Raw genomic sequence first — 19137 nt, forward strand, 5'->3', positions numbered from 1 at the left:
GGCCATTAGTGCGGCAGCGGGGCCAGCTGCTTGTTGCGGCGGAACTTCGCCTGCAGCCGGTCGAAGTAAAGATAGACCACCGGCGTGGTGTACAGCGTCAGCAGCTGGCTCATCACCAGACCGCCGGCGATGGTGATGCCGAGCGGCTGGCGCAGCTCCGCGCCGTCGCCGCTGGTCAACACCAGCGGCAGCGCGCCGAACAGCGCCGCCAGCGTGGTCATCAGGATCGGCCGGAAGCGCAGCAGGCTGGCCTGGAAAATCGCCTCGCGGGCGCTGATGCCGCCGTTGCGCTGCGCCTCGAGCGCGAAGTCGACCATCATGATGGCGTTTTTCTTCACGATGCCGATCAACAGCATGATGCCGATCAGCGCGATCAGGCTGAACGGCGCGCCGAACAGCTCGAGCGCCAACAGCGCCCCCACGCCCGCGGAAGGCAGGGTGGAGAGGATGGTCAGCGGATGGATATAGCTCTCGTACAGCACGCCGAGCACGATATACACCGTGGCGATCGCCGCCAGGATCAGGATCAGCTGCGACTTCAGGGTGTCCTGGAACACCTGGGCGGTGCCGGCGAAGGCGCCGCGCACCGTGGACGGCACGCCGAGCTGAGTCATGGTGCGCTCGACAGCGGCGGTGGCGTCCGACAGGCTGCCGCCGTCCGGCAGGTTAAAGGAGATGGTCGAGGCGGCGGACAGCCCCTGATGGTTGACCGACAGCGGCGCGTTGGCCGGTCGCCAACTGGCGAAGTAGGAGAGCGGTATCGCCTTGCCTTCGTTGTTGATGATGAACATCTTGTCCAGCGAGCTGACGTCCTGAGTGTAAGGCGGCGCCACTTCCATCACCACTTTGTATTGGTTGAGCGGTTGATAGATGGTCGAAATCTGTCGCTGGCCGAAGGCGTTGTTCAACAGGTTGTTGGCGTCGGACACCGAAATGCCGAGACGCGCCATGGTCTCGCGATCGTAGACCAGATCCATCTCCGAGCCTTTATCCTGCTGATCCGAGTTGACGTCCGCCAGCTCGGGCAATGCCGCCAGCGCGGCGCGGATCTTCGGTTCCCAGTCGCGCAGCGCGGCGAGGTCATCCGCCAGCAGCGTATATTGGTAGCTGGCGTTGGCCTGGCGGCCGCCGACGCGGATATCCTGCACCGCCATCAAGAACAGGCTGGCGCCCGGTTCTTTGGCCAGGCGAGCGCGCAGGCGGGCGATCACTTTCTGCGCGTCGTCGCTGCGTACCGACAGCGGTTTCAGTGAGATGAACATCGAGCCGCTGTTGGTGCGCGAGCCGCCGGTAAAGCCGGTGACGTTTTCCACGTCCGGATCTTCGCGCACGATTTTCATGAAATCTTCCAGTTTGCCGCGCATCGCCTGGAACGAGATGCTCTGATCGGCCTGGATAAAGCCCATCAGGCGGCCGGTATCCTGTTCGGGGAAGAAGGTTTTCGGGATGCTGATATACAGCCAGACGTTGAGCGCAATGGTGGCGAGGAACACCGCCAGCACCCAGCGCGAGTGGCCAAGCACCCAGTTCAGCGAGCGTCCGTATCCCTGCTGCAGCGCCAGCAGCATTTTGCCGAAGCCGCGCGCGCGCCGCTGCGAACGTGCCGGCTGGTGGCGCAGCAGATAGGCGCACATCATCGGCGTGAGCGTCAGCGAGACGATCAGCGACAGCCCGATCGACACCGACAGGGTGACGGCGAATTCGCGGAACAGCCGGCCGGGCAGGCCCGCCATCAGCAGCAGCGGGATAAACACCGCCACCAGCGAAACGCTCATCGACAGCACGGTGAAACCGACCTCCCGCGCGCCCAGCAGCGCGGCGTTGATCGGTTTCATGCCGGCCTCGACGTGGCGGGAAATGTTTTCCAGCACCACGATGGCGTCGTCCACCACAAAGCCGGTGGCGATGGTCAGCGCCATCAGCGACAGGTTGTTGAGGCTGAAGCCGCACAGGTACATGGCGGCGAACGAGCCGATCAGCGACACCGGCACGGCGACCGCCGGGATCAGCGTGGCGCGGCCGGAGCGCAGGAAGATGAACACCACCAGGATCACCAGCCCGATGGCGATCGCCAGCGACTGTTCGACCTCGGCCAGCGACGCGCGAATGGTCGGCGAGCGATCCTGCGCGACGTTGAGCGAGATTGCGGCCGGAATGTTTTCCTGCAGCGCGGGCAGCTCGGCGCGAATGCGATCGACGGTTTCGATGATGTTGGCGTCCGGCGCGCGGCTGATGGCCAGAACGATCGCCGGCTTGGCGTCGGTCATCCCGGCGTTGCGCACGTCCTGCACCGAATCTTTGACCTCGGCCACGTCGCCGAGCCGCACCGCCGAACCGTTGTTGTAATGAACGATCAGCGGGCGGTAGGCGTCGGCGGTTTTCAGCGCGTCGTTGGCCTGGATTTGCCAACGTTGCTGCGGGTTTTCGACGGCGCCCTGCGGGCGGCGCACGTTGGCGTTGCTGATGGCCTGCCGCACGGCATCCAGCGAAACACCCTGATTGAACAGCGCCGAAGGGTTCAACTCCACGCGCACCGCCGGCAGCGAGCTGCCGCCCACGGAAACGTCGCCGACGCCTTCGGTCTGGCTGATCTTCTGCGCCAGCTGGGTGGACGCGAAGTCGTAAAGCTGCCCCTGGCTGTAGGTGTCCGACGTCAGCGTCAGGATCATGATCGGCGCGTCGGAAGGGTTGACCTTGCGATAGCTGGGGCGGCTCGGCATGCCGGTCGGCAACAGGCTTTGCGCGGCGTTAATCGCCGCCTGCACGTCGCGCGCGGCGCCGTTGATGTCGCGGCTGAGATCGAACTGCAAAATCACCCGGGTGCTGCCGAGCGAGCTCATCGAGGTCATTTCATTGACCCCGGCGATGCGGCCCAGCGCGCGCTCCAGCGGCGTCGCCACCGAGGAGGCCATGGTTTCCGGCGAGGCGCCCGGCAGCGACGCGCTGATCGAAATCACCGGAAAATCCACCTGCGGCAGCGGCGACACCGGCAGCAGGCGAAAACCGATCGCGCCGCTGATGGCGATGGCCAGCGTCAGCAGGGTGGTGGCCACCGGCCGGTGAATGAACAGGGCGAAGAATTTCACGGCAGCTCCTGCGTATCCGGCTGGCGATGCGTGTTGCGCGCCAGTTTGTCAAACAGCAGGTAGATCACCGGCGTGGTGAACAGCGTCAGGATCTGGCTCATGATCAGGCCGCCGACCATACAGACGCCCAGCGGATGCCGCAGCTCCGCGCCGACGCCGGTGCTCAGCATCAGCGGCAGCGCGCCGAGCAAGGCCGCCAGCGTGGTCATCAGGATCGGCCGGAAACGCAGCAGGCAGGCCTGATAAATGGCGTCGCGCGGCGATAAGCCCTGTTCGCGTTCCGCCGCCAGCGCGAAGTCGATCATCATGATGGCGTTCTTCTTCACGATGCCGATCAGCAGGATGATGCCGATGATGGCGATCACGTCCAGTTCGCTGCCGGCCAGCATCAACGCCAGCAGCGCGCCGACCCCGGCGGTCGGCAGGGTGGAGAGGATGGTCACCGGATGAATGAAGCTTTCATACAGCACGCCCAGCACGATATACATCGCCACCACCGCCGCCAAAATCAGCCACAGCGTGCTGCCGAGCGCCGCCTGGAAGGCCAGCGTCGCGCCCTGGAATTGGGTGGTGATGTCTTTCGGCATGGCGAGATTTTTTTCCGCCTGGGTGACCGCGTCTACCGCTTCGCCGAGCGCGTAGCCGGCGGCGACGTTGAACGAGACGGTGGCCGACGGGAATTGGTCGAGGTGGTTGACCGACAGCGGGCCGAACCGTTCTTCGATTTTGGCGATGGCGCTCAGCGGCACCACGGCGCCGTCCTTGCCGCTCAGACGGATCTCATTGAGCGCCGCCAGCCCCGGCGTCGCGCTGACGTCGTGCTCCAACACCACCCGGTATTGATTGGCCTGGGTGTAGATGGTGGAGATCAGGCGTTGGCCGAAGGCGTTGTACAACGCATTGTCCACGTCGCTCATGGTGACGCCGAGGCGCGAGGCCGAATCGCGATCGACGTTGACGTAGGCGACCAGCCCCTGATCCTGCCAATCGCTGGTGACGTCCGCCAGCTGCGGGGTTTGTTTCAGCTCATCCATCAGCTGCGGCACCCACAGGCTGAGATCGTCCAGCGACATCGCCTGCAGGGTGAACTGGTACTGGGTGCGGCTGACCTGGGTATCGATGGTCAGATCCTGCACCGGCTGCAGGTACAGCTTCACGCCGGGGAACTGCGCCGTTTGCTGCTGCAACCGGCTGATGATCGCCGGAATGCGGTCGCTGCGTTCGCTCAGCGGCTTCAGGTTGATCTGCAGCCGGCCGCTGTTGAGCGTGGCGTTGCTGCCGTCGACGCCGACGAACGAGGTCAGGCTTTCCACCGCCGGATCTTTGAGGATCTGCGCCGCGACCTGCTGCTGGCGCTCGGCCATGTTGCTGAACGAAACGCTCTGCGGCGCCTCCAGCGTGCCCTGAATGATGCCGTTGTCCTGCACCGGGAAGAAGCCTTTCGGGATCAGCAGGTACAGCAACACCGTCAGCGCCAGGGTGCCCACGGCCACGCCGAGCGTCAGCCAGGGGTGGTTAAGCACCGTTTTCAGCCACTGGCCGTATCGCGCGATCACGCGCTCGAAAAAGCGCTCAGAGGCGGCGGAGAAGCGGTTCTGCTTGCGCAGCGATTCGTGGCTGAGCATGCGGGCGCACATCATCGGCGTCAGCGTCAGCGATACCACGGCGGAGATCAAAATCGCCACCGCCAGCGTCACGGCGAACTCGCGGAACAGGCGGCCGACGATGTCGCCCATGAACAGCAGCGGGATCAGCACCGCCACCAGCGAGAAGGTCAGCGAGATGATGGTGAAGCCGATCTCGCCGGCCCCTTTCAGCGCGGCGTCGAGCGGTTTTTCCCCTTTCTCGATGTAGCGCGAGATGTTCTCGATCACCACGATGGCGTCATCCACCACGAAACCGGTGGCAATGGTTAATGCCATCAGCGTCAGGTTATTGATGGAGAAGCCGAGGAAATACATGGCGGCGAAGGTGCCGACCAGCGACAGCGGCACCGCCACGCTGGGGATAATGGTCGCCGGCACGTTGCGCAGGAACACGTAGATCACCATTACCACCAGCGCGATCGCCAGCAGCAGCTCGAACTGCACGTCGCTGACCGAGGCGCGGATGGTGGTGGTGCGATCGGTCAACACCTTGACGTCGACCGACTTGGGCAGGCTTTTAATCAGCGTCGGCAGCATTTCGCGGATGCTGTCGGCGGTGGTGATGACGTTGACGCCGGGCTGGCGCTGAATGTTCAGCACGATCGCCTGTTGCTGGTTGGCCCAGGCCGCCAGTCGGGTATTTTCCGCCCCTTGTTCGATGGTGGCGATATCCTGCAGGCGGATCGCCGCGCCGTTCTGATAGGCGACGATCAGCTGGCGATAGTCGTCGGCGGATTTCATTTGGTCGTTGGCGGACAGGGTGACCGAGCGGGTCGGGCCGTCCAGGCTGCCTTTTGCCGAGTTGACGTTGGCGTTGCTGATGGCGGTGCGGATGGTTTCGCTGTTCAGGCCATAGGCGGCGACCGCCGCGGCGTTCAGTTTTACACGCACCGCCGGGCGTTGGCCGCCAGCCAGGGTCACCAGGCCGACGCCGGTCACCTGAGAGATTTTCTGCGCTACGCGCGTCTCCACCATGTCTTCCACCTGCGTCATCGGCATGGCGGTGGAGGTGACGGCCAGCGTCAGGATCGGCGGATCGGCCGGGTTAACCTTGCTGTAAATCGGCGGGTAGGGCAGATCGTTCGGCAATAGGTTGGTGGCGGCGTTGATCGCCGCCTGCACTTCCTGCTCCGCGACGTCGAGCGGCAGCGCCAGCTGGAATTGCAGCGTCACCACCGAGGCGCCGCCGGAGCTTTGCGACGCCATTTGCTTCAGGCCGGACATCTGGCCGAACTGGCGTTCCAGCGGCGCGGTAATGGCGGAGGTGACCACGTCCGGGCTGGCGCCGGGGTACAGCGTCACCACCTGGATGGTTGGGTAGTCCACTTCCGGCAACGCGGAAACCGGCAGCGCGCGATAGCCGATGATCCCCGCCAGCAGTATCGCCACCATCAGCAGGGTGGTGGCGACCGGGCGCAGGATAAACAGGCGGGAAGGGCCGCCGCCGCGGGTCGGTGGCATCACCTGCATCAGGACTTCCTCTGAACGTCAGGTTCGCGCTTGGCTTTTGACGCCGCAGGCGCGTCGTTCGGCGCCAGCACTTCCACCTGCATGCCTTCGGTCAGGCGATCGATGCCGTCGGTCACCACCCGATCGCCGGCGTTGAGGCCGGCGCTGATCACCACCTGCCGGCTGTCCTGCACGCCGGCGGTGACCCGGTGTTTGCTGACCTTGTTGTCTTCGCTGAGCGTCCAGACGAAGTTGCCTTCGTTGCCCATCTGCAGCGCGGCGGTCGGGATCACCACCGCATCGTGCAGGGTATCCACCTGCAGCCGCGCGTTGACGAACTGGTTGGGGAACAGCGCGTCGTCTTCGTTGGCGAAGCGCGCTTTCAGCTTGATGGTGCCGGTGGCGGTATCAATTTGGTTGTCCAGGCTCAGCAGCGAACCGGTCGTCAGCTTGTTCTGGTTGGTGCGATCCCAGGCTTCGACGCTCACCGGCCCGGCTTTTTGCGCCTTGAGCAGATCGGCGATGTTGCCTTCGGGCAGCGTGAACACCACGTCGATCGGGTGCGTCTGCGTGATCACCACCAAACCGGTGGTGCTGCCGCTGGTGACGTAGTTGCCGACGTCGACCAGTTTCAACCCGACGCGGCCGTCGATTGGCGCAGTGATGCGGCTGTAGGTGATCTGCAGTTTGGCGCTGTCGACCGCGCCCTGATCGGCTTTGATGGCGCCTTCGGTTTGCTGCACCAGCGAGGCCTGCGTATCCAGCTCTTGACGGGAAACCAGATTGGTTTTCACCAATTGCTGATAGCGCGCCAGATCGCGCCGGGCGTTGGCCAGCGTGGCCTGATCTTTCGCCAACTGCCCCTGCGCCTGGGTCAACTGAACCTGGAACGGCCGGGGATCGATCTCCGCCAGCAGATCGCCGGCTTTGACCTGCTGGCCTTCGGTAAAGTGGATCGCCATCAGTTGGCCGTCGACCCGGCTGGTGACGGTGACGGTATTGGCGGCGATGGCGGTGCCCAAGCCGGAAAGATAGCGCGGCACCGTCTGTTGCGTGGCCGTCGCCGCCTGCACCGGCGACATCGGCGCGCCGCGCCGCCCGCCCGCCGCGCGACCGGCCCCCGCTTTGCCGCCGGCCTGCTGCGCGCCCGGGGCCGTGCCGGCCGGCGGTTGAGCGGCGTTAAAATAACGCCAGGCGAAGACGGCGGCGATGACCAGGATGGCCGCAACCAGCAGGCGCGGCATCAGGGAACGGCGTTGGGGTTTTGCATTCATGGCGGCGAAAATTCTCTCCAAAAGGCAGGGGTGCGGGCACTCATTGCCACAAAAATGACACTCCTTACAGGATACTAGTTTAGCCAGCGGGGACGGCATAAAAATGAAGGAAATATGGAGGAACCGTCAGCATTGTCCTAATAAGTGGGTGATTTGAGCGTGCTATGTTTATAAGTGATTTGTTTCAGCTTATAGCCAATCCGTTTTAGCGTTCTATCCTGGTTGGCGCTAATAATTAACCCGCGAATCTTTTCCCACAGGAGCAGGTGATGAGCAACAGAGAATTGGGCCGCTCAGGCATTCAGGTGCCGGCGTTGACCTTTGGCGGCAATGTGTTCGGTTGGACGGCGGATCAAGCGACCTCGTTCAGCCTGCTGGATGCGCTGGTGGACAATCAGCTCAACTTTATCGATACCGCCGACGTTTATTCCAGCTGGGCGCCGGGCAACCGGGGCGGCGAATCGGAAACCGTCATCGGCGAATGGCTGAAGAAGAGCGGCAAGCGCGACCAGGTGATCATCGCCACCAAGGTGGGTAAACCGATGGGCGAAGGCAAACAGGGTCTGTCGCCGCGCTATATTCAGCAGGCGGTGGAAGATTCGCTGCGGCGCCTGCAAACCGATTATATCGATCTTTATCAGTCGCATGACGATGACCGCGATACGCCGCTGGAAGAGACGCTGGCGGCGTTCGATGCGTTGATTAAGGCCGGCAAGGTGCGGGCGATCGGCGCCTCCAACTATCAGGCGGATCGCCTGGAAGAAGCGCTGCGGGTGAGCGAGAGCAACGGATTGGCGCGCTACGAAACCCTGCAGCCGGAATACAATCTGTATGCGCGCGAAGGGTATGAAGCCGAGCTGGAGGGGGTGGCGCAGCGCCATGGCCTCGGGGTGATCAACTTCTTCGCGCTGGCCAGCGGCTTTCTGACCGGCAAATACCGCAGCAAAGCGGATGAGGGCAAAAGTCAGCGCGGCGATCGCATCGTCGAACGCTACCTGAACCCGCGCGGTTTCCGCATCCTGGCGGCGCTGGATCAGGTGGCGGGCAAACACGGCGTCTCTGCGGCGCAGGTCTCGCTGGCCTGGCTGATCGCGCGTCCGAGCATCACCGCGCCGATCGTCAGCGCCACCTCGTTGTCGCAGCTGGATGAGTTGGTCAGCGCCACGCGTCTGACGCTGGATGCGGACGACATTCAGACGCTGAACCACGCCAGCGCCGAGTAAGAGCCGCCGGCGATTTTGCTCTATGCTGAAGGGGTCAATATGACTCATTCAGGAAACTGCAATGTCTGGCGATATCATCAACGACCTCGCGGCGCTGGAACAGCTGTACGGCAAGCCCGCCGCGCCCTCGGTTTTTAAAGAAGTCAGCTACATCCACCCGGCTTACCGTCCGTTTATCGAGGCGGCGCCGTTCGCCGCCCTCTCGACGGTGGGGCCGGACGGCATGGACGTCTCGCCGCGCGGCGATCCGGCCGGTTTCATTCATATCGAAGACGAGAAAACCCTGCTGTTGCCGGATCGGCGCGGCAATAACCGCATCGACAGCCTGCGCAATATCCTGCACGACAACCGGGTGGCGCTGCTGCTGCTGATCCCCGGCATCGGCGAAACGCTGCGGATTAACGGGCGGGCGGAGATCGTGGTGGCGCCGGCGGTGTTGCAGCGTTTCGCCCACCGTAACCAGCTGCCGCGTTCGGTGCTGCGCATTCGGGTGGAGGCGGTGTTCTTCCAGTGCAGCCGGGCGATCTTGCGTTCGGGGTTATGGGAAGAGGCCAGCCGCCTCGAGCGTTCGGCGCTGCCCAGCCCCGGCCATATTTTGGCTGCGGTGAGCCAAACGCGCTTCGATGGTGAGGAGTACGACAGCGCGCTGCCGCAGCGGCTGAAGGATACGCTGTATTAATCGCCGTGGCGTTCGCGCCACGTTTGTCGGTTCAGCCGGTACAAGACGTGCTTTTGCAGCGGATGGCCCGCCGGCAGACGCGGATGCAGGAAGGTTTCGCCGTCGAAGCGCATACCGATGCGCGTCATCACCCGGCGCGACGGCTGGTTATCTTCGGCGGTGAAGGACACCACTTCCGGCAAATGCAGCGTGTCGAAGGCGCACGCCAGCGCGGCGCGCGCCGCCTCAGCGGCGTAGCCGTTGCCCCAGTGGGCCGCCGCCAACCGCCAGCCGATCTCCACGCAGGGGGAGCAAGGCAGATCGTCGCCCGGCCGCGCCAGCCCGACAAAACCGATAAAAGGCGCGCCGCTTTTCACTTCCACCGCCCACAGCCCCCAGCCGTGCTGTTGCAGGAAGGCGCGGATGCGTTCGGCCTGCGCGCGGCTTTCCTCGGCCGTCATCGTCGCCGGGAAATAGCGCATGACCTGCGGATCGGCGTTGAGCGCGGCGAAGGCCGGCAGGTCGTCGTCGCGCCAGGGGCGCAGCCGTAGCCTGGCGCTGTCGAGGGTAAGGATGGTCGACATGATGCATAGCCTCCAATGAACAAGGGCGCGGCGAGCCGCGCCCTTGGGCTGTCAACGGAACAGCGTTTGCGCCCAGCGCGCCAGCCCGGCGGTGACCGAGCCGAAGTCGTTGCCGCCGACGATCGGAATGCCCGGCAGCTGCTGTTGCAGCGCGGCGCGCAGCAGCGGCGAACGCGCGCTGCCGCCGGTCAGGTAGATCACCTGCGGCGCGGTCTGGCTGCTGGCCAGCGCGGCGCTGACCTGCTCCTGAATGCGCATCAACGGCTGCGAGATGGCGTCGGCGAGCTGATCCTGGCTGATGTTCTCCGCCAGATCGGCCTGCACGAAATTGAGCGGCGCGCTGATGGCCGTTTGGCCGGACAGGGCGATCTTACTCTCTTCGGCCGCCCGCACCAATCGGTAGCTCAGGCGCTGCTGGTACACTTTCAGCAGGCGCTTGACCTTTTCCGGCTCCGCCGCGTCGAGGATCAGATCGCGCAGCACGCGGCCGTTGGCGGCGCTGTAGAAATCGTTTTGCGCCGGCACATCGTTGGTCGCCACCGCGTTCCAGTAAGGCAGCGCCGGCAGGGCGATGCCTTTCGCGGTTTCGCCGCCCAGGCCGAACAGCGGCATCAGCTGCTTGAAGGCCAGCATGATGTCCAGATCGTTACCGCCGACCCGGCAGCCGCTGTGGCCCAGCAGGCTCTGCTGGCGATCGGCGCGGTTGCGCCACTGCGGCCCCATCAGCAGCACCGAGCAGTCGGTGGTGCCGCCGCCGATGTCCACCACCAGCACGGTTTGCTCTTCGCTCAGCGTCGCTTCGAAGTCCAGCCCCGCCGCCACCGGCTCGAACTGGAATTCAATGTCCTTGAAACCGGCGCGTTCGGCGGCGCGTTGCAGAATGCCCTGCGCCTGCCGGTTGGCTTCGTCGCCGCCGATGCCCTGGAAGTTGATCGGCCGGCCGATCACTGCCTGATCGATGCCGGTTTGCAGCACATTTTCTGCCTGGCGTTTGATGTGGAACATCATGGCGCACACCAGGTCTTCGAACAGCGCGATCTGCTGTGGTTTCAGGCCGTTGGCGCCGAGGAAGGACTTCGGCGAGCGCACGAAATACACCTCTTCCGGATCTTCCATATAGTGCGCCAGCGCCTGCAGGCCGAACAGCACGCTGTCGCCGTTGACCGGAATGTCTTCTTCGCGGTTGTAACTGATGGCGCGGCGCAGCAGCTGCTGGTTTTCTTCGCTGCCGGTCGGGATCTGCCAATGGCGGTGCAGGCATTCGCTCACCGCTTCGCGGGTCGGCGCGCACAGCATCGAAGGCAGATAGGGCGCGTTGTTTTCCAGCGTCAACAGCTCGGGGCCGTGGTCGCGCATCACTGCAACGGAACAGTTGGCTGTCCCGTAATCGAATCCAATAAACATCTCTTTTTTGTCCCCATGCCAATGAAGGGGGGCGACTTTACCCGAGACGGGGCCGGCGGGCAATGCGCCAATGCGCGAGTGTCGAAAAATTTAGCGGGCGCGGCGGCTTGCGCGAACTTTCTCAGTGCGGATAACGCTCAAGCCGCAGCAATGGCACAGTCGGCTATGAAAATGGCGTGCTTCGCCCATCAAGACGCACGCCATTTCTTTATACTCAACAGGTATTCCGAGCGGGGAATGCCTTTCCCTATGACTCTGTGATGAGGATTTCATGACGCGCAACTCGACCTTTCTCATGAATATCGGCTGGAGAACCCTGCTGAAAGATCTGGGGCTCCAGCCGACGGATGTTTTACGCCGGGCTGCATTGCCTGAAGATCTGTTGTCACGCACCGCTGAAGGGATCACTACGGAAGAATATTTCCGCTTCTGGCGCGCGATGGAGGAAGGAACGGGCGACCCGTTGTTTCCGTTGAAAATCGTTGCGCTGATGTCAACGGAATCGTTTGACCCTCCGATATTCGCCGCCCTGTGCAGCGCCAATCTGGCGCAAGCTGTCCAGCGGTTAGCGAAATACAAGCAACTTACGGCGCCGATGAGCCTGGAGCTCGCCATCGGCCCTGAAGGCGAAATGACGATTTCACCCCGCTGGTTGTTGGCGGAGGAGGCGGTACCGGCGTCTTTACTGGTGGCTGAGCTGGCATTTTATGTTCGGCTGGCGCAGCTTGCCACGCGCGAACCGGTAAAAGCGCGCCGTATCACCTTGCATGAACTGCCGCCTGCAGCCCTTTCACGCCCCTTGGCAGCCTTCTTCGGCTGCGCGGTAACGCCTGGGGCAGGGCCGGGCATTACTTTCTCCTCCGCAGATGCCTTGCGTCCCTTTTTGACAGTGAATGAGGGCATGTGGCGCGTTTTCGAACCCGAGCTGCGTCGTCGCCTCAGTGAACTGGACGCCACGGCAACCACCGGAGAGCGCGTTTGTGCGGTGCTGCTGGAGTTGATTCCCAGCAATACCGCCGGCATCGACGCGGTGGCGGCAAGATTGGGCATGAGCCGCCGGACGCTGCAGCGGCGTCTGGAAGATGAGGGCGAGAGTTTTCGTTCGCTGAGCAACGGCACCCGGGAAAAATTGGCGCGCCACTATCTTAAGCATTCGACCCTTACCAGCGGAGAGATTGCCTTTTTGCTCGGTTTTGAAGAGCCGAACTCTTTCTTCCGCGCCTTTCACGAATGGACAGGGCAAACGCCGGAAGCGGCTCGCCAGGCGATGCGGCTGAATTAGCCGAGAGGCGCTGTTCACGTTGGCGCATTCTGCGAGTTGATTGGCGCGGTTCGACATGGTTGCGGCAGGGCCCGTCGCTTAAAGTGGACAACATACAGACTGCGCAGGCAGTCGCCAACGCAATCATCCTAATAAGGAGCAGTCAGTATGAAGTCCAAAGTGATCCTGGTGACCGGCGCCTCGTCCGGTATTGGCGAAGCCACCGCCGTCACGTTAAAGCAGCGCGGGCATACCGTTTATGCGGCCGCCCGCCGGGTTGAACGCATGCAGGCTCTGGCTGCCGCCGGCATTCACGTTTTGCCGTTGGACGTCACCGACGATGCTTCCATGGCGCAGGCGGTAAAGACCATCATCGCCGAAACGGGGCGTATCGATGTGTTGGTCAATAACGCCGGTTACGGCTCCTATGGCGCTATTGAAGACGTTTCTGCGGATGAGGCTCGCGCTCAATTTGATGTGAATGTGTTCGGTGCGGTTCGGCTGACGCAGCTGATTTTGCCGCACATGCGAGCGCAGCGCTCCGGCACCGTCATCAATATTACGTCGATGGGCGGGAAAATACATACGCCGCTGGGCGGATGGTATCACGGCACCAAATTCGCCTTGGAGGCCATCAGCGACTGTTTGCGCATGGAGGTGCAACCTTTCGGCATCGACGTCGTGGTGATCGAACCCGGCGGCATCCAGAGTGAATGGGCGGATATCGCCGCGGAAAAACTGATCGGCGTTTCCGGCCAGAGCGAGTACGCCGCTCAGGCTCACGCTGTCGCCCACGCCATGGTCAGCGACGCCAGCAAGAAACGGCAATCGCCGCCGAGCGTGATTGCCGATACGATCGCCAAAGCCGTCGCCGCCCATCGTCCGAAAACGCGCTATGCCGTGGGGTTTGGCGCGAAACCGCTGATTTTTCTGCGGCGCTTGTTGTCCGATCGCGCCTTCGATGGGCTGATGCGCCGGGCATTGGGGGTACCGCGCCAGGGGCAATAAGTCGTCGGGCAGCGGGGCTTTATGTCGGTGGCGGTGAAAATGGTGCGTCTGAACACTGTTCAGACGCATAATCATTAAAGACAATCGCTAATCTGGACGGTGGGAAGGTGCGTAACTTAATGTCCGAATTCCGCACGTCAGCGCGCTAGCCGAGTCCCATAATGCAGAAAAAACCGAACCCGAGCGTTGCCATGAATACTCAACAGCAAGCGTTGTACGACGCGCTGCGCGCGCGTGACCGCAAATTCGACGGCCGTTTTTTCGTCGGCGTCTCTTCCACCGGCATCTATTGTCGCCCGGTGTGCAGCGCCCGCACGCCGAAGCTGGAAAACTGCACCTTTTATCCGAGCGCGGCGGCGGCTGAACTGGCGGGGTTTCGCCCCTGCCTCAAATGCCGACCGGAACTGGCGCCCGGCCTGGCGCTGATCGATCTGGGCAACCGCTATGCCCAGGTGGCGGTGCAGCTCATCGAGCAGGGGTATCTGTCCGAACACAGCTGCGAAGCGCTGGCGGCGCGGCTGGGCATTTCCGATCGCCATCTGCGGCGCATCTTCGCCGAACAGTTTGGCGCCTCGCCGATCGATTACGCGCAGTCGCACCGGTTGCTACAGGCCAAGCGCCTGCTGGCGGACACCGATCTGCCGCTCAGCGAGGTGGCGTTCGCCGCCGGTTTCGGCAGCCTGCGGCGTTTCAACGAGCTGTTCAAGGCGCGTTACCGCCTGATCCCGTCGGCGCTGCGCAGCGGCGGCGCGCGCGGTGAACGGGCCGCCGCCAGCGGGTTGGTGTTTCACCTGGGCTATCGGCCACCCTATGACTGGGCGCGCATGCTGAATTTCTTGCAGGCGCGCGCCGTGCAGGGCGTGGAGCGGGTCGAGGGGCGCCGCTACCTGCGCTCGATCGCCGTCAGCCAGGGCGGCACGGAACACCGCGGCTGGCTCAGCGTGCAGCCGGAAGAGGCGCGCAATCGGGTTCGGGTCGAGATTGCGCCGACGCTCAGTCTGGTGACGACGGAGGTGTTGCGCCGGGTGCGCCTGCTGTTTGATCTGGACGCCGCGCCGGATCGCATCAATGAGGCGCTGGGCTCGCTGGCGGCCGATGCGCCGGGGCTGCGCCTGCCGGGCTGCGTGAACAGTTTCGAGCAGGCGGCGCGTGCGGTGCTGGGGCAGTTGGTCAGCGTGAAAATGGCGGCGACCTTCGCCGGGCGGATGGCCGAACGCTGGGGCGAAGCGCTGGCGACGCCACATGAGGGCATCACCCACGTTTTCCCCACAGCAGAACGGGTGGCGCAGCTGCAGCCTGAAGAACTGCGCCCGCTCGGGGTGCAAGTGAAGCGCGCGGCGGCGCTGATCGAGATCGCCCGCGCGCTGGGGGAAGGACGGCTGCAGCTCGACAACGTGCTGGATATCGAACAGGGCATCAAGGCGCTGATCGCACTGCCGGGTATCGGTAGCTGGACCGCCAGCTATATCGCGATGCGCGCCTGGTCGTGGCCGGACGTGTTCCTGGCCGGCGACTACCTGATCAAACAGCGTTTCCCCGGTATGACGCCGCGCCAGATTGAACGCTACGCCGAGCGCTGGCGCCCGTGGCGCTCTTACGCCACGCTGCATCTGTGGCACAACGGCGGCTGGGCGCCGGAAGCGGAGAGTTGAACGCGGCTAGCGGGGAGACTCGATCAGCTGCAGCAGGCGGCTCATGCCTTCACGCATCAGGAACGCCAGCAGCTTTTCCCGTTCGGCCGGCGTGAGGTGATAGTAATACTCGATCCAGACCCGTACCGGATCCTGACGTTTGACGTCGTAATCCGGATGGTCGGTTTCGCGCAACGCCGACAGGCTGCGCGCGCCGAACGGCAGACTGTCGATATGGTATTCCAGCGCTTTGCCCTGTACGCCGCTGCGGCGGCGACTGACCCAGCCTTCGCGCCGGGCCATCAAATTGACCCCTTGCGGGGTTGAGGGCAACCCCGCCTTACCCATCAGTTCCCTGGCGGAAAACCATTTCTTTTCCATAGTCCCTTGTCTCTGAGCCATCACCTGTCGAGGAAAATCAACGGATACGTCGATGTTCGCATGGGGATTTCATCTTACTTAATCGTTTAAGCTTCAGGTGTTATTTATATCACTAATCTTGTCTTGGTTAATATCATGTAACGAACGAGATGCGAGGCGCCGCCCGGGAGACGGCGCCTGAGAGGGGGAGAGGGTTAACGGATGCCGAAATAGCCGTCGCTGAGCAACACCGCCAGCGGCTGCTCCAGCGCCACCTGGTCGCCGTCCGCCAGATCGACGCCGATGTCGCGCAGCGCCTGCAGCGTCACCGGCTGGTGAGCCGGTCCGGCGAAGGTCTGCGCTTTAATGCGATGCGCCGCGCCGTTGAGCATCGAGACCATCAGCTCGTCCATCTGGTTGCAGTGCACGTTGGTGATAAAGCGCTCATCGATGCGAATGATGTCGATCCTCTGGTCGCTGAGCTCATCGAACGCATTGATGTTATGCCCGAAGCCGTTGACGATCAGCCGGCAGCCCTGCTGCTGCAGTTCGCGGAGAAATGCCCGACACTGCGCGGCGTGCTCCAGTATTGCGGCCTCATCGACGCTGAACAGCAGCGCCTGCGGCGGCAGCGAGGAAGCGCGCACCGTTTCAGTCAGGTAGCGCTGGAAGTCGGCGCTCAGCAGGCTGTCGATGGCCAGCGGCAGCGCGAGCGACAGCCCTTTGCGTTTGATGTCGTCGGCATATTTCACCAGCAGTTGCGCCGCCGTCCAGCGGTCGATGTCCGGCATCAGGCCGTACAGCTGCGCGGCGGCGATGAACGCCTCGTGCGACAGCGGGCGGTCGTCCGGCGCCATCACCTGCAGCTTCACCTGGTGAAACGCGGCCGACAGCGGCGTCGCCGGCGGCGCGATGGCGCGGGTCAGCAGCCGCAGCTGCCCCTCGCTGACGATCGCCTGTACCTCCTGTGGGCTCAGCAATTCATGCTGCCGTTCCAGCAGCTGTTTTTGTCGCGTTTCATACAGATACACCTGGCCGCGCCCGTGGTGTTTGGCGGTGTAGCAGGCGATGTCGGCCTGCGCCAGCAGCTCGCTGCTTTTGGCGTCGCCGCCGATGCGCGTGATGCCGGCGCTGGCGCCGACGCGGTAAATCTTTCCTTCCCAGTAGAACGGGTGTTGGCTGATTTGGTTGACCACTTGCTGCATCAGCGATTTGGCCTGTTCAAGCCGGCAGTCGAACAGGATTAGGCCGAATTCGTCGCCACCCAGCCGGGCCAGGCAGTCGCTGTTGCGCAGCTGGTGCCGCATCAGCTGGGCGATGTCCCGCAGCAAGGCATCACCCGCCGCGTGGCCGGCGGTGTCGTTCACCGCCTTGAACCGATCCAGATCGAGGAACACCAGCGAATGCGACGACGACGGTTCGCCGCTGGCGACGATCGCCGCTTTCAACTGCTTCTCGAAGCGGGTACGGTTCGGCAGGCCGGTCAGCGCGTCGTGTGAGGCGCTGTAGCTGAGCTTTTTCATCAATTCGCGCGAGGCGGTGACATCCTGCAGCACCATCACCGCGCCCATGGTTTCGCCGTCGAGGGTTTTCAGCGGTGAGACCGACTGCTGCACGTCGAAATAGCGCCCGTCGCGGCTGTGCAGCACCAGCGCGTAATCCGCCGGCCACTGCCGTGGGTATTGCGTGAGGTTTTCGATTTCCGGGCCGTCTTTACCGTTGGTCAGGCGCACCACGCCGGCGACGGGCATACCGATCGCCAGATCGAGCGGCCAGCCGCACATCTGCTCGGCCACCGGATTCATAAAGGTAATGCGCTGGTGACCGTCGGTGGAGATCACCCCTTCGCCGATGGCGTCGAGGGTAATGTGCAAGCGCTCTTTCTCCTCGTGCAGCGCTTCGGCGAGGATCTTGAGCTCGGTCATGTCGATATTGGTGCCGATCATGCGCAGCGGCTGGCCCTGGTCGTCGAGGATCACATTGCCCTGGCCGCGAATATGGCGTAACTTGCCGCCGCGCGTGGTGATGCGAAATTCCATGACGAATGGTCGTGGCTGAGCCAGAATCTCGGCCAGCTCGCGATCGGTGCGGTCGCGATCTTCCGGCACCAACAGCGTGCGCCACAGCGCCAACGTCGGCGTTTGGTCGGAATTGAGATCGTAGAGTTCGAACATGCGCTGATCCCAGGTGAAGTTTTCCTGGCTTATCACCCATTCCCAGATGCCGACGCCGCCCACCTGATTGGCCAGCGTTATGCGCTCCACCAGCCGGTTGTTTTCCGCCTGGCTGCGCTTCAAATCGCTGATGTCCTCCACCTGAGAGATGAAGTACAACGGCACCCCTTCGGCGTCGCGCACCAGCGAAACCGCCAGCAGCGCCCAAACGGTCTGGCCGTCGCTGCGAATGTAGCGTTTCTCCAGGGTATAGCTGCTGATATGGCCATCGAGCAGGTCGTGCAACTGGCTGAGATCGGCGTTGAGATCGTCGGGATGCGTAATTTCTTGAAAGGTCAGCTTATGCAGCGCCTCCGGCGTATAGCCGAGCAGCGTGCACAGCGCCTGATTGACCTGCAGCCATTTGCCCTGCGGCGACACCAGCGCCATGCCGATGGCGGAATACTCCAGCGCGCTGCGAAAGCGGCTTTCACTTTCGACGATATGCTGTTTTTCCACTCGGAAGGCGTGCATCACCACCGCCATTGCGTGCGCCGGGATTAAAATCAGCAGCATCGGCAAGTACAGACCGAGATCGCCAAGGTGTTTGCCGGTAGCCTGAAAATGCAGCAGTCCCAGCGAAATCATCACGGTGATCAGCAAGAGGGTGCAGAAGCAAACGGTGAACGCCTCAAAACGCGGCAGTGCGATGGCTGCCCACAGCAGCGGCAAAATCACGAACGTGAACGGAAAAGGCAGATAGGTCAGCGCCATAAAGCTGAAAGCCAGCGTAACCATCAGTGTCAGCAATAATGGAAACGGGTTCAGCGCCGTCAGGGTACGACGGTTGTAAGCGAGGCCGATCGGTGCCAGCGACAGTACCCCTATCGCTTCGGAAATGAACCAGGTACCGAACGGCTGCCAAAAAGGCTGCTCTGGCGCGGGTACCAGGCCGGCGGCCAGCAGCGCGCTGAACAGCGGGGTAAAAATCACCGCACAGACCACAAAACGCAGCCAACTGGCGAGATCATTCAACGGATCGTACGGGTGTAGCATGCGGCGCAACAGCAGGGCGCAAATCGCCGCTTCCAGCAGGTTGATGGCGGCCAGCTTGACGGGAGTGACGCTGACGCCGAACAGCAAGAAGCTGGCGAGCACGATGCCGAGGCCGCTGGCCAGCAGCGGCAGCCCCCAGTGACGCGGGGCGTGGCGGTACAGCACCGCGATTGCGGCGGCGGTCGGGAACCACAGCGGCGTGAAGTGGCGGGCTTCGCTGGACAGCGACAGGCTCAGCAAGGCGAGCAAAAACGTCGCCAGCGCCACGAACAGGGAATGCGTCACCACGACGCCTTTGTGTGTGCCGAACGTGTTCGGCGCGCTGATATCCATAGACACCCTTA

At 63.2% G+C, this 19137-nt stretch carries 12 protein-coding genes; 5 read left to right on the forward strand and 7 right to left on the reverse strand.

Annotated features, from left to right (window positions below; genetic code table 11):
• Positions 1-5: 5 nt before the first annotated feature.
• The 3 genes from mdtC to ACJ8M3_RS19045 are packed head-to-tail and all read right to left on the reverse strand — an operon-like array spanning position 6 to position 7455.
• Positions 6-3086, reverse strand: a complete 3081-nt coding sequence (gene mdtC, locus ACJ8M3_RS19035; protein ID WP_047574078.1) for a multidrug efflux RND transporter permease subunit MdtC — start codon at positions 3084-3086, stop codon at positions 6-8.
• Positions 3083-6202, reverse strand: a complete 3120-nt coding sequence (locus ACJ8M3_RS19040) for an MdtB/MuxB family multidrug efflux RND transporter permease subunit (RefSeq protein WP_089197328.1) — start codon at positions 6200-6202, stop codon at positions 3083-3085. Before ACJ8M3_RS19040 ends, mdtC begins: the two co-directional genes overlap by 4 nt.
• A complete protein-coding gene (locus ACJ8M3_RS19045; RefSeq protein WP_033651547.1) occupies positions 6202-7455 on the reverse strand; it encodes an MdtA/MuxA family multidrug efflux RND transporter periplasmic adaptor subunit in 1254 nt (417 codons plus the stop codon). The genes ACJ8M3_RS19040 and ACJ8M3_RS19045 overlap by 1 nt, the downstream gene beginning before the upstream one ends.
• Positions 7456-7724: 269 nt before the next feature.
• Between ACJ8M3_RS19045 and ACJ8M3_RS19050 the strand changes: the two genes are divergently transcribed.
• Both ACJ8M3_RS19050 and ACJ8M3_RS19055 read left to right on the forward strand, forming a co-directional pair.
• Positions 7725-8678, forward strand: coding sequence for an aldo/keto reductase (locus tag ACJ8M3_RS19050; RefSeq protein WP_033644056.1), 954 nt, complete (start codon positions 7725-7727; stop codon positions 8676-8678).
• 61 nt (positions 8679-8739) lie between these two features.
• The gene (locus ACJ8M3_RS19055; protein WP_033651545.1) at positions 8740-9357 is read left to right on the forward strand and encodes a pyridoxamine 5'-phosphate oxidase family protein; all 618 of its coding nucleotides are present in this window, start codon (positions 8740-8742) and stop codon (positions 9355-9357) included.
• On the opposite strand, the gene ACJ8M3_RS19060 is transcribed toward ACJ8M3_RS19055, so the two are convergent.
• Both ACJ8M3_RS19060 and yegD read right to left on the reverse strand, forming a co-directional pair.
• Positions 9354-9920, reverse strand: coding sequence for a GNAT family N-acetyltransferase (locus tag ACJ8M3_RS19060; protein WP_033651544.1), 567 nt, complete (start codon positions 9918-9920; stop codon positions 9354-9356). The two genes, ACJ8M3_RS19055 and ACJ8M3_RS19060, sit on opposite strands and share 4 nt — an antisense overlap.
• A gap of 51 nt (positions 9921-9971) precedes the next feature.
• A complete protein-coding gene (gene yegD, locus ACJ8M3_RS19065) occupies positions 9972-11324 on the reverse strand; it encodes a molecular chaperone (RefSeq protein ID WP_033644053.1) in 1353 nt (450 codons plus the stop codon).
• Between the two features lie 271 nt (positions 11325-11595).
• Between yegD and ACJ8M3_RS19070 the strand changes: the two genes are divergently transcribed.
• The 3 genes from ACJ8M3_RS19070 to alkA all read left to right on the forward strand — a co-directional run bounded on the left by ACJ8M3_RS19070 (position 11596) and on the right by alkA (position 15245).
• Positions 11596-12606 (forward strand): AraC family transcriptional regulator, encoded by a 1011-nt coding sequence (locus ACJ8M3_RS19070; RefSeq protein WP_089197327.1) that lies wholly within the window; start codon positions 11596-11598, stop codon positions 12604-12606.
• Positions 12607-12753: 147 nt separating this feature from the next.
• Positions 12754-13593, forward strand: a complete 840-nt coding sequence (locus ACJ8M3_RS19075; RefSeq protein WP_089197326.1) for an oxidoreductase — start codon at positions 12754-12756, stop codon at positions 13591-13593.
• A 161-nt stretch (positions 13594-13754) separates the two neighbouring features.
• Positions 13755-15245, forward strand: a complete 1491-nt coding sequence (gene alkA / locus ACJ8M3_RS19080) for a DNA-3-methyladenine glycosylase 2 (protein ID WP_089197325.1) — start codon at positions 13755-13757, stop codon at positions 15243-15245.
• Between the two features lie 6 nt (positions 15246-15251).
• Here alkA and ACJ8M3_RS19085 read toward each other — a convergent pair whose 3' ends face one another.
• Both ACJ8M3_RS19085 and ACJ8M3_RS19090 read right to left on the reverse strand, forming a co-directional pair.
• A complete protein-coding gene (locus ACJ8M3_RS19085; RefSeq protein WP_033644048.1) occupies positions 15252-15605 on the reverse strand; it encodes a DNA-binding protein in 354 nt (117 codons plus the stop codon).
• Positions 15606-15799: 194 nt separating this feature from the next.
• On the reverse strand, positions 15800-19126 hold the full coding sequence (locus tag ACJ8M3_RS19090; protein ID WP_089197323.1) for a diguanylate cyclase: 3327 nt from the start codon (positions 19124-19126) through the stop codon (positions 15800-15802).
• Positions 19127-19137 lie beyond the last annotated feature (11 nt).

Origin of the sequence: Serratia sp. CY55921, assembly GCF_052167655.1 — a bacterium.
Classification (GTDB): Bacteria; Pseudomonadota; Gammaproteobacteria; order Enterobacterales; family Enterobacteriaceae; genus Serratia; species Serratia ureilytica.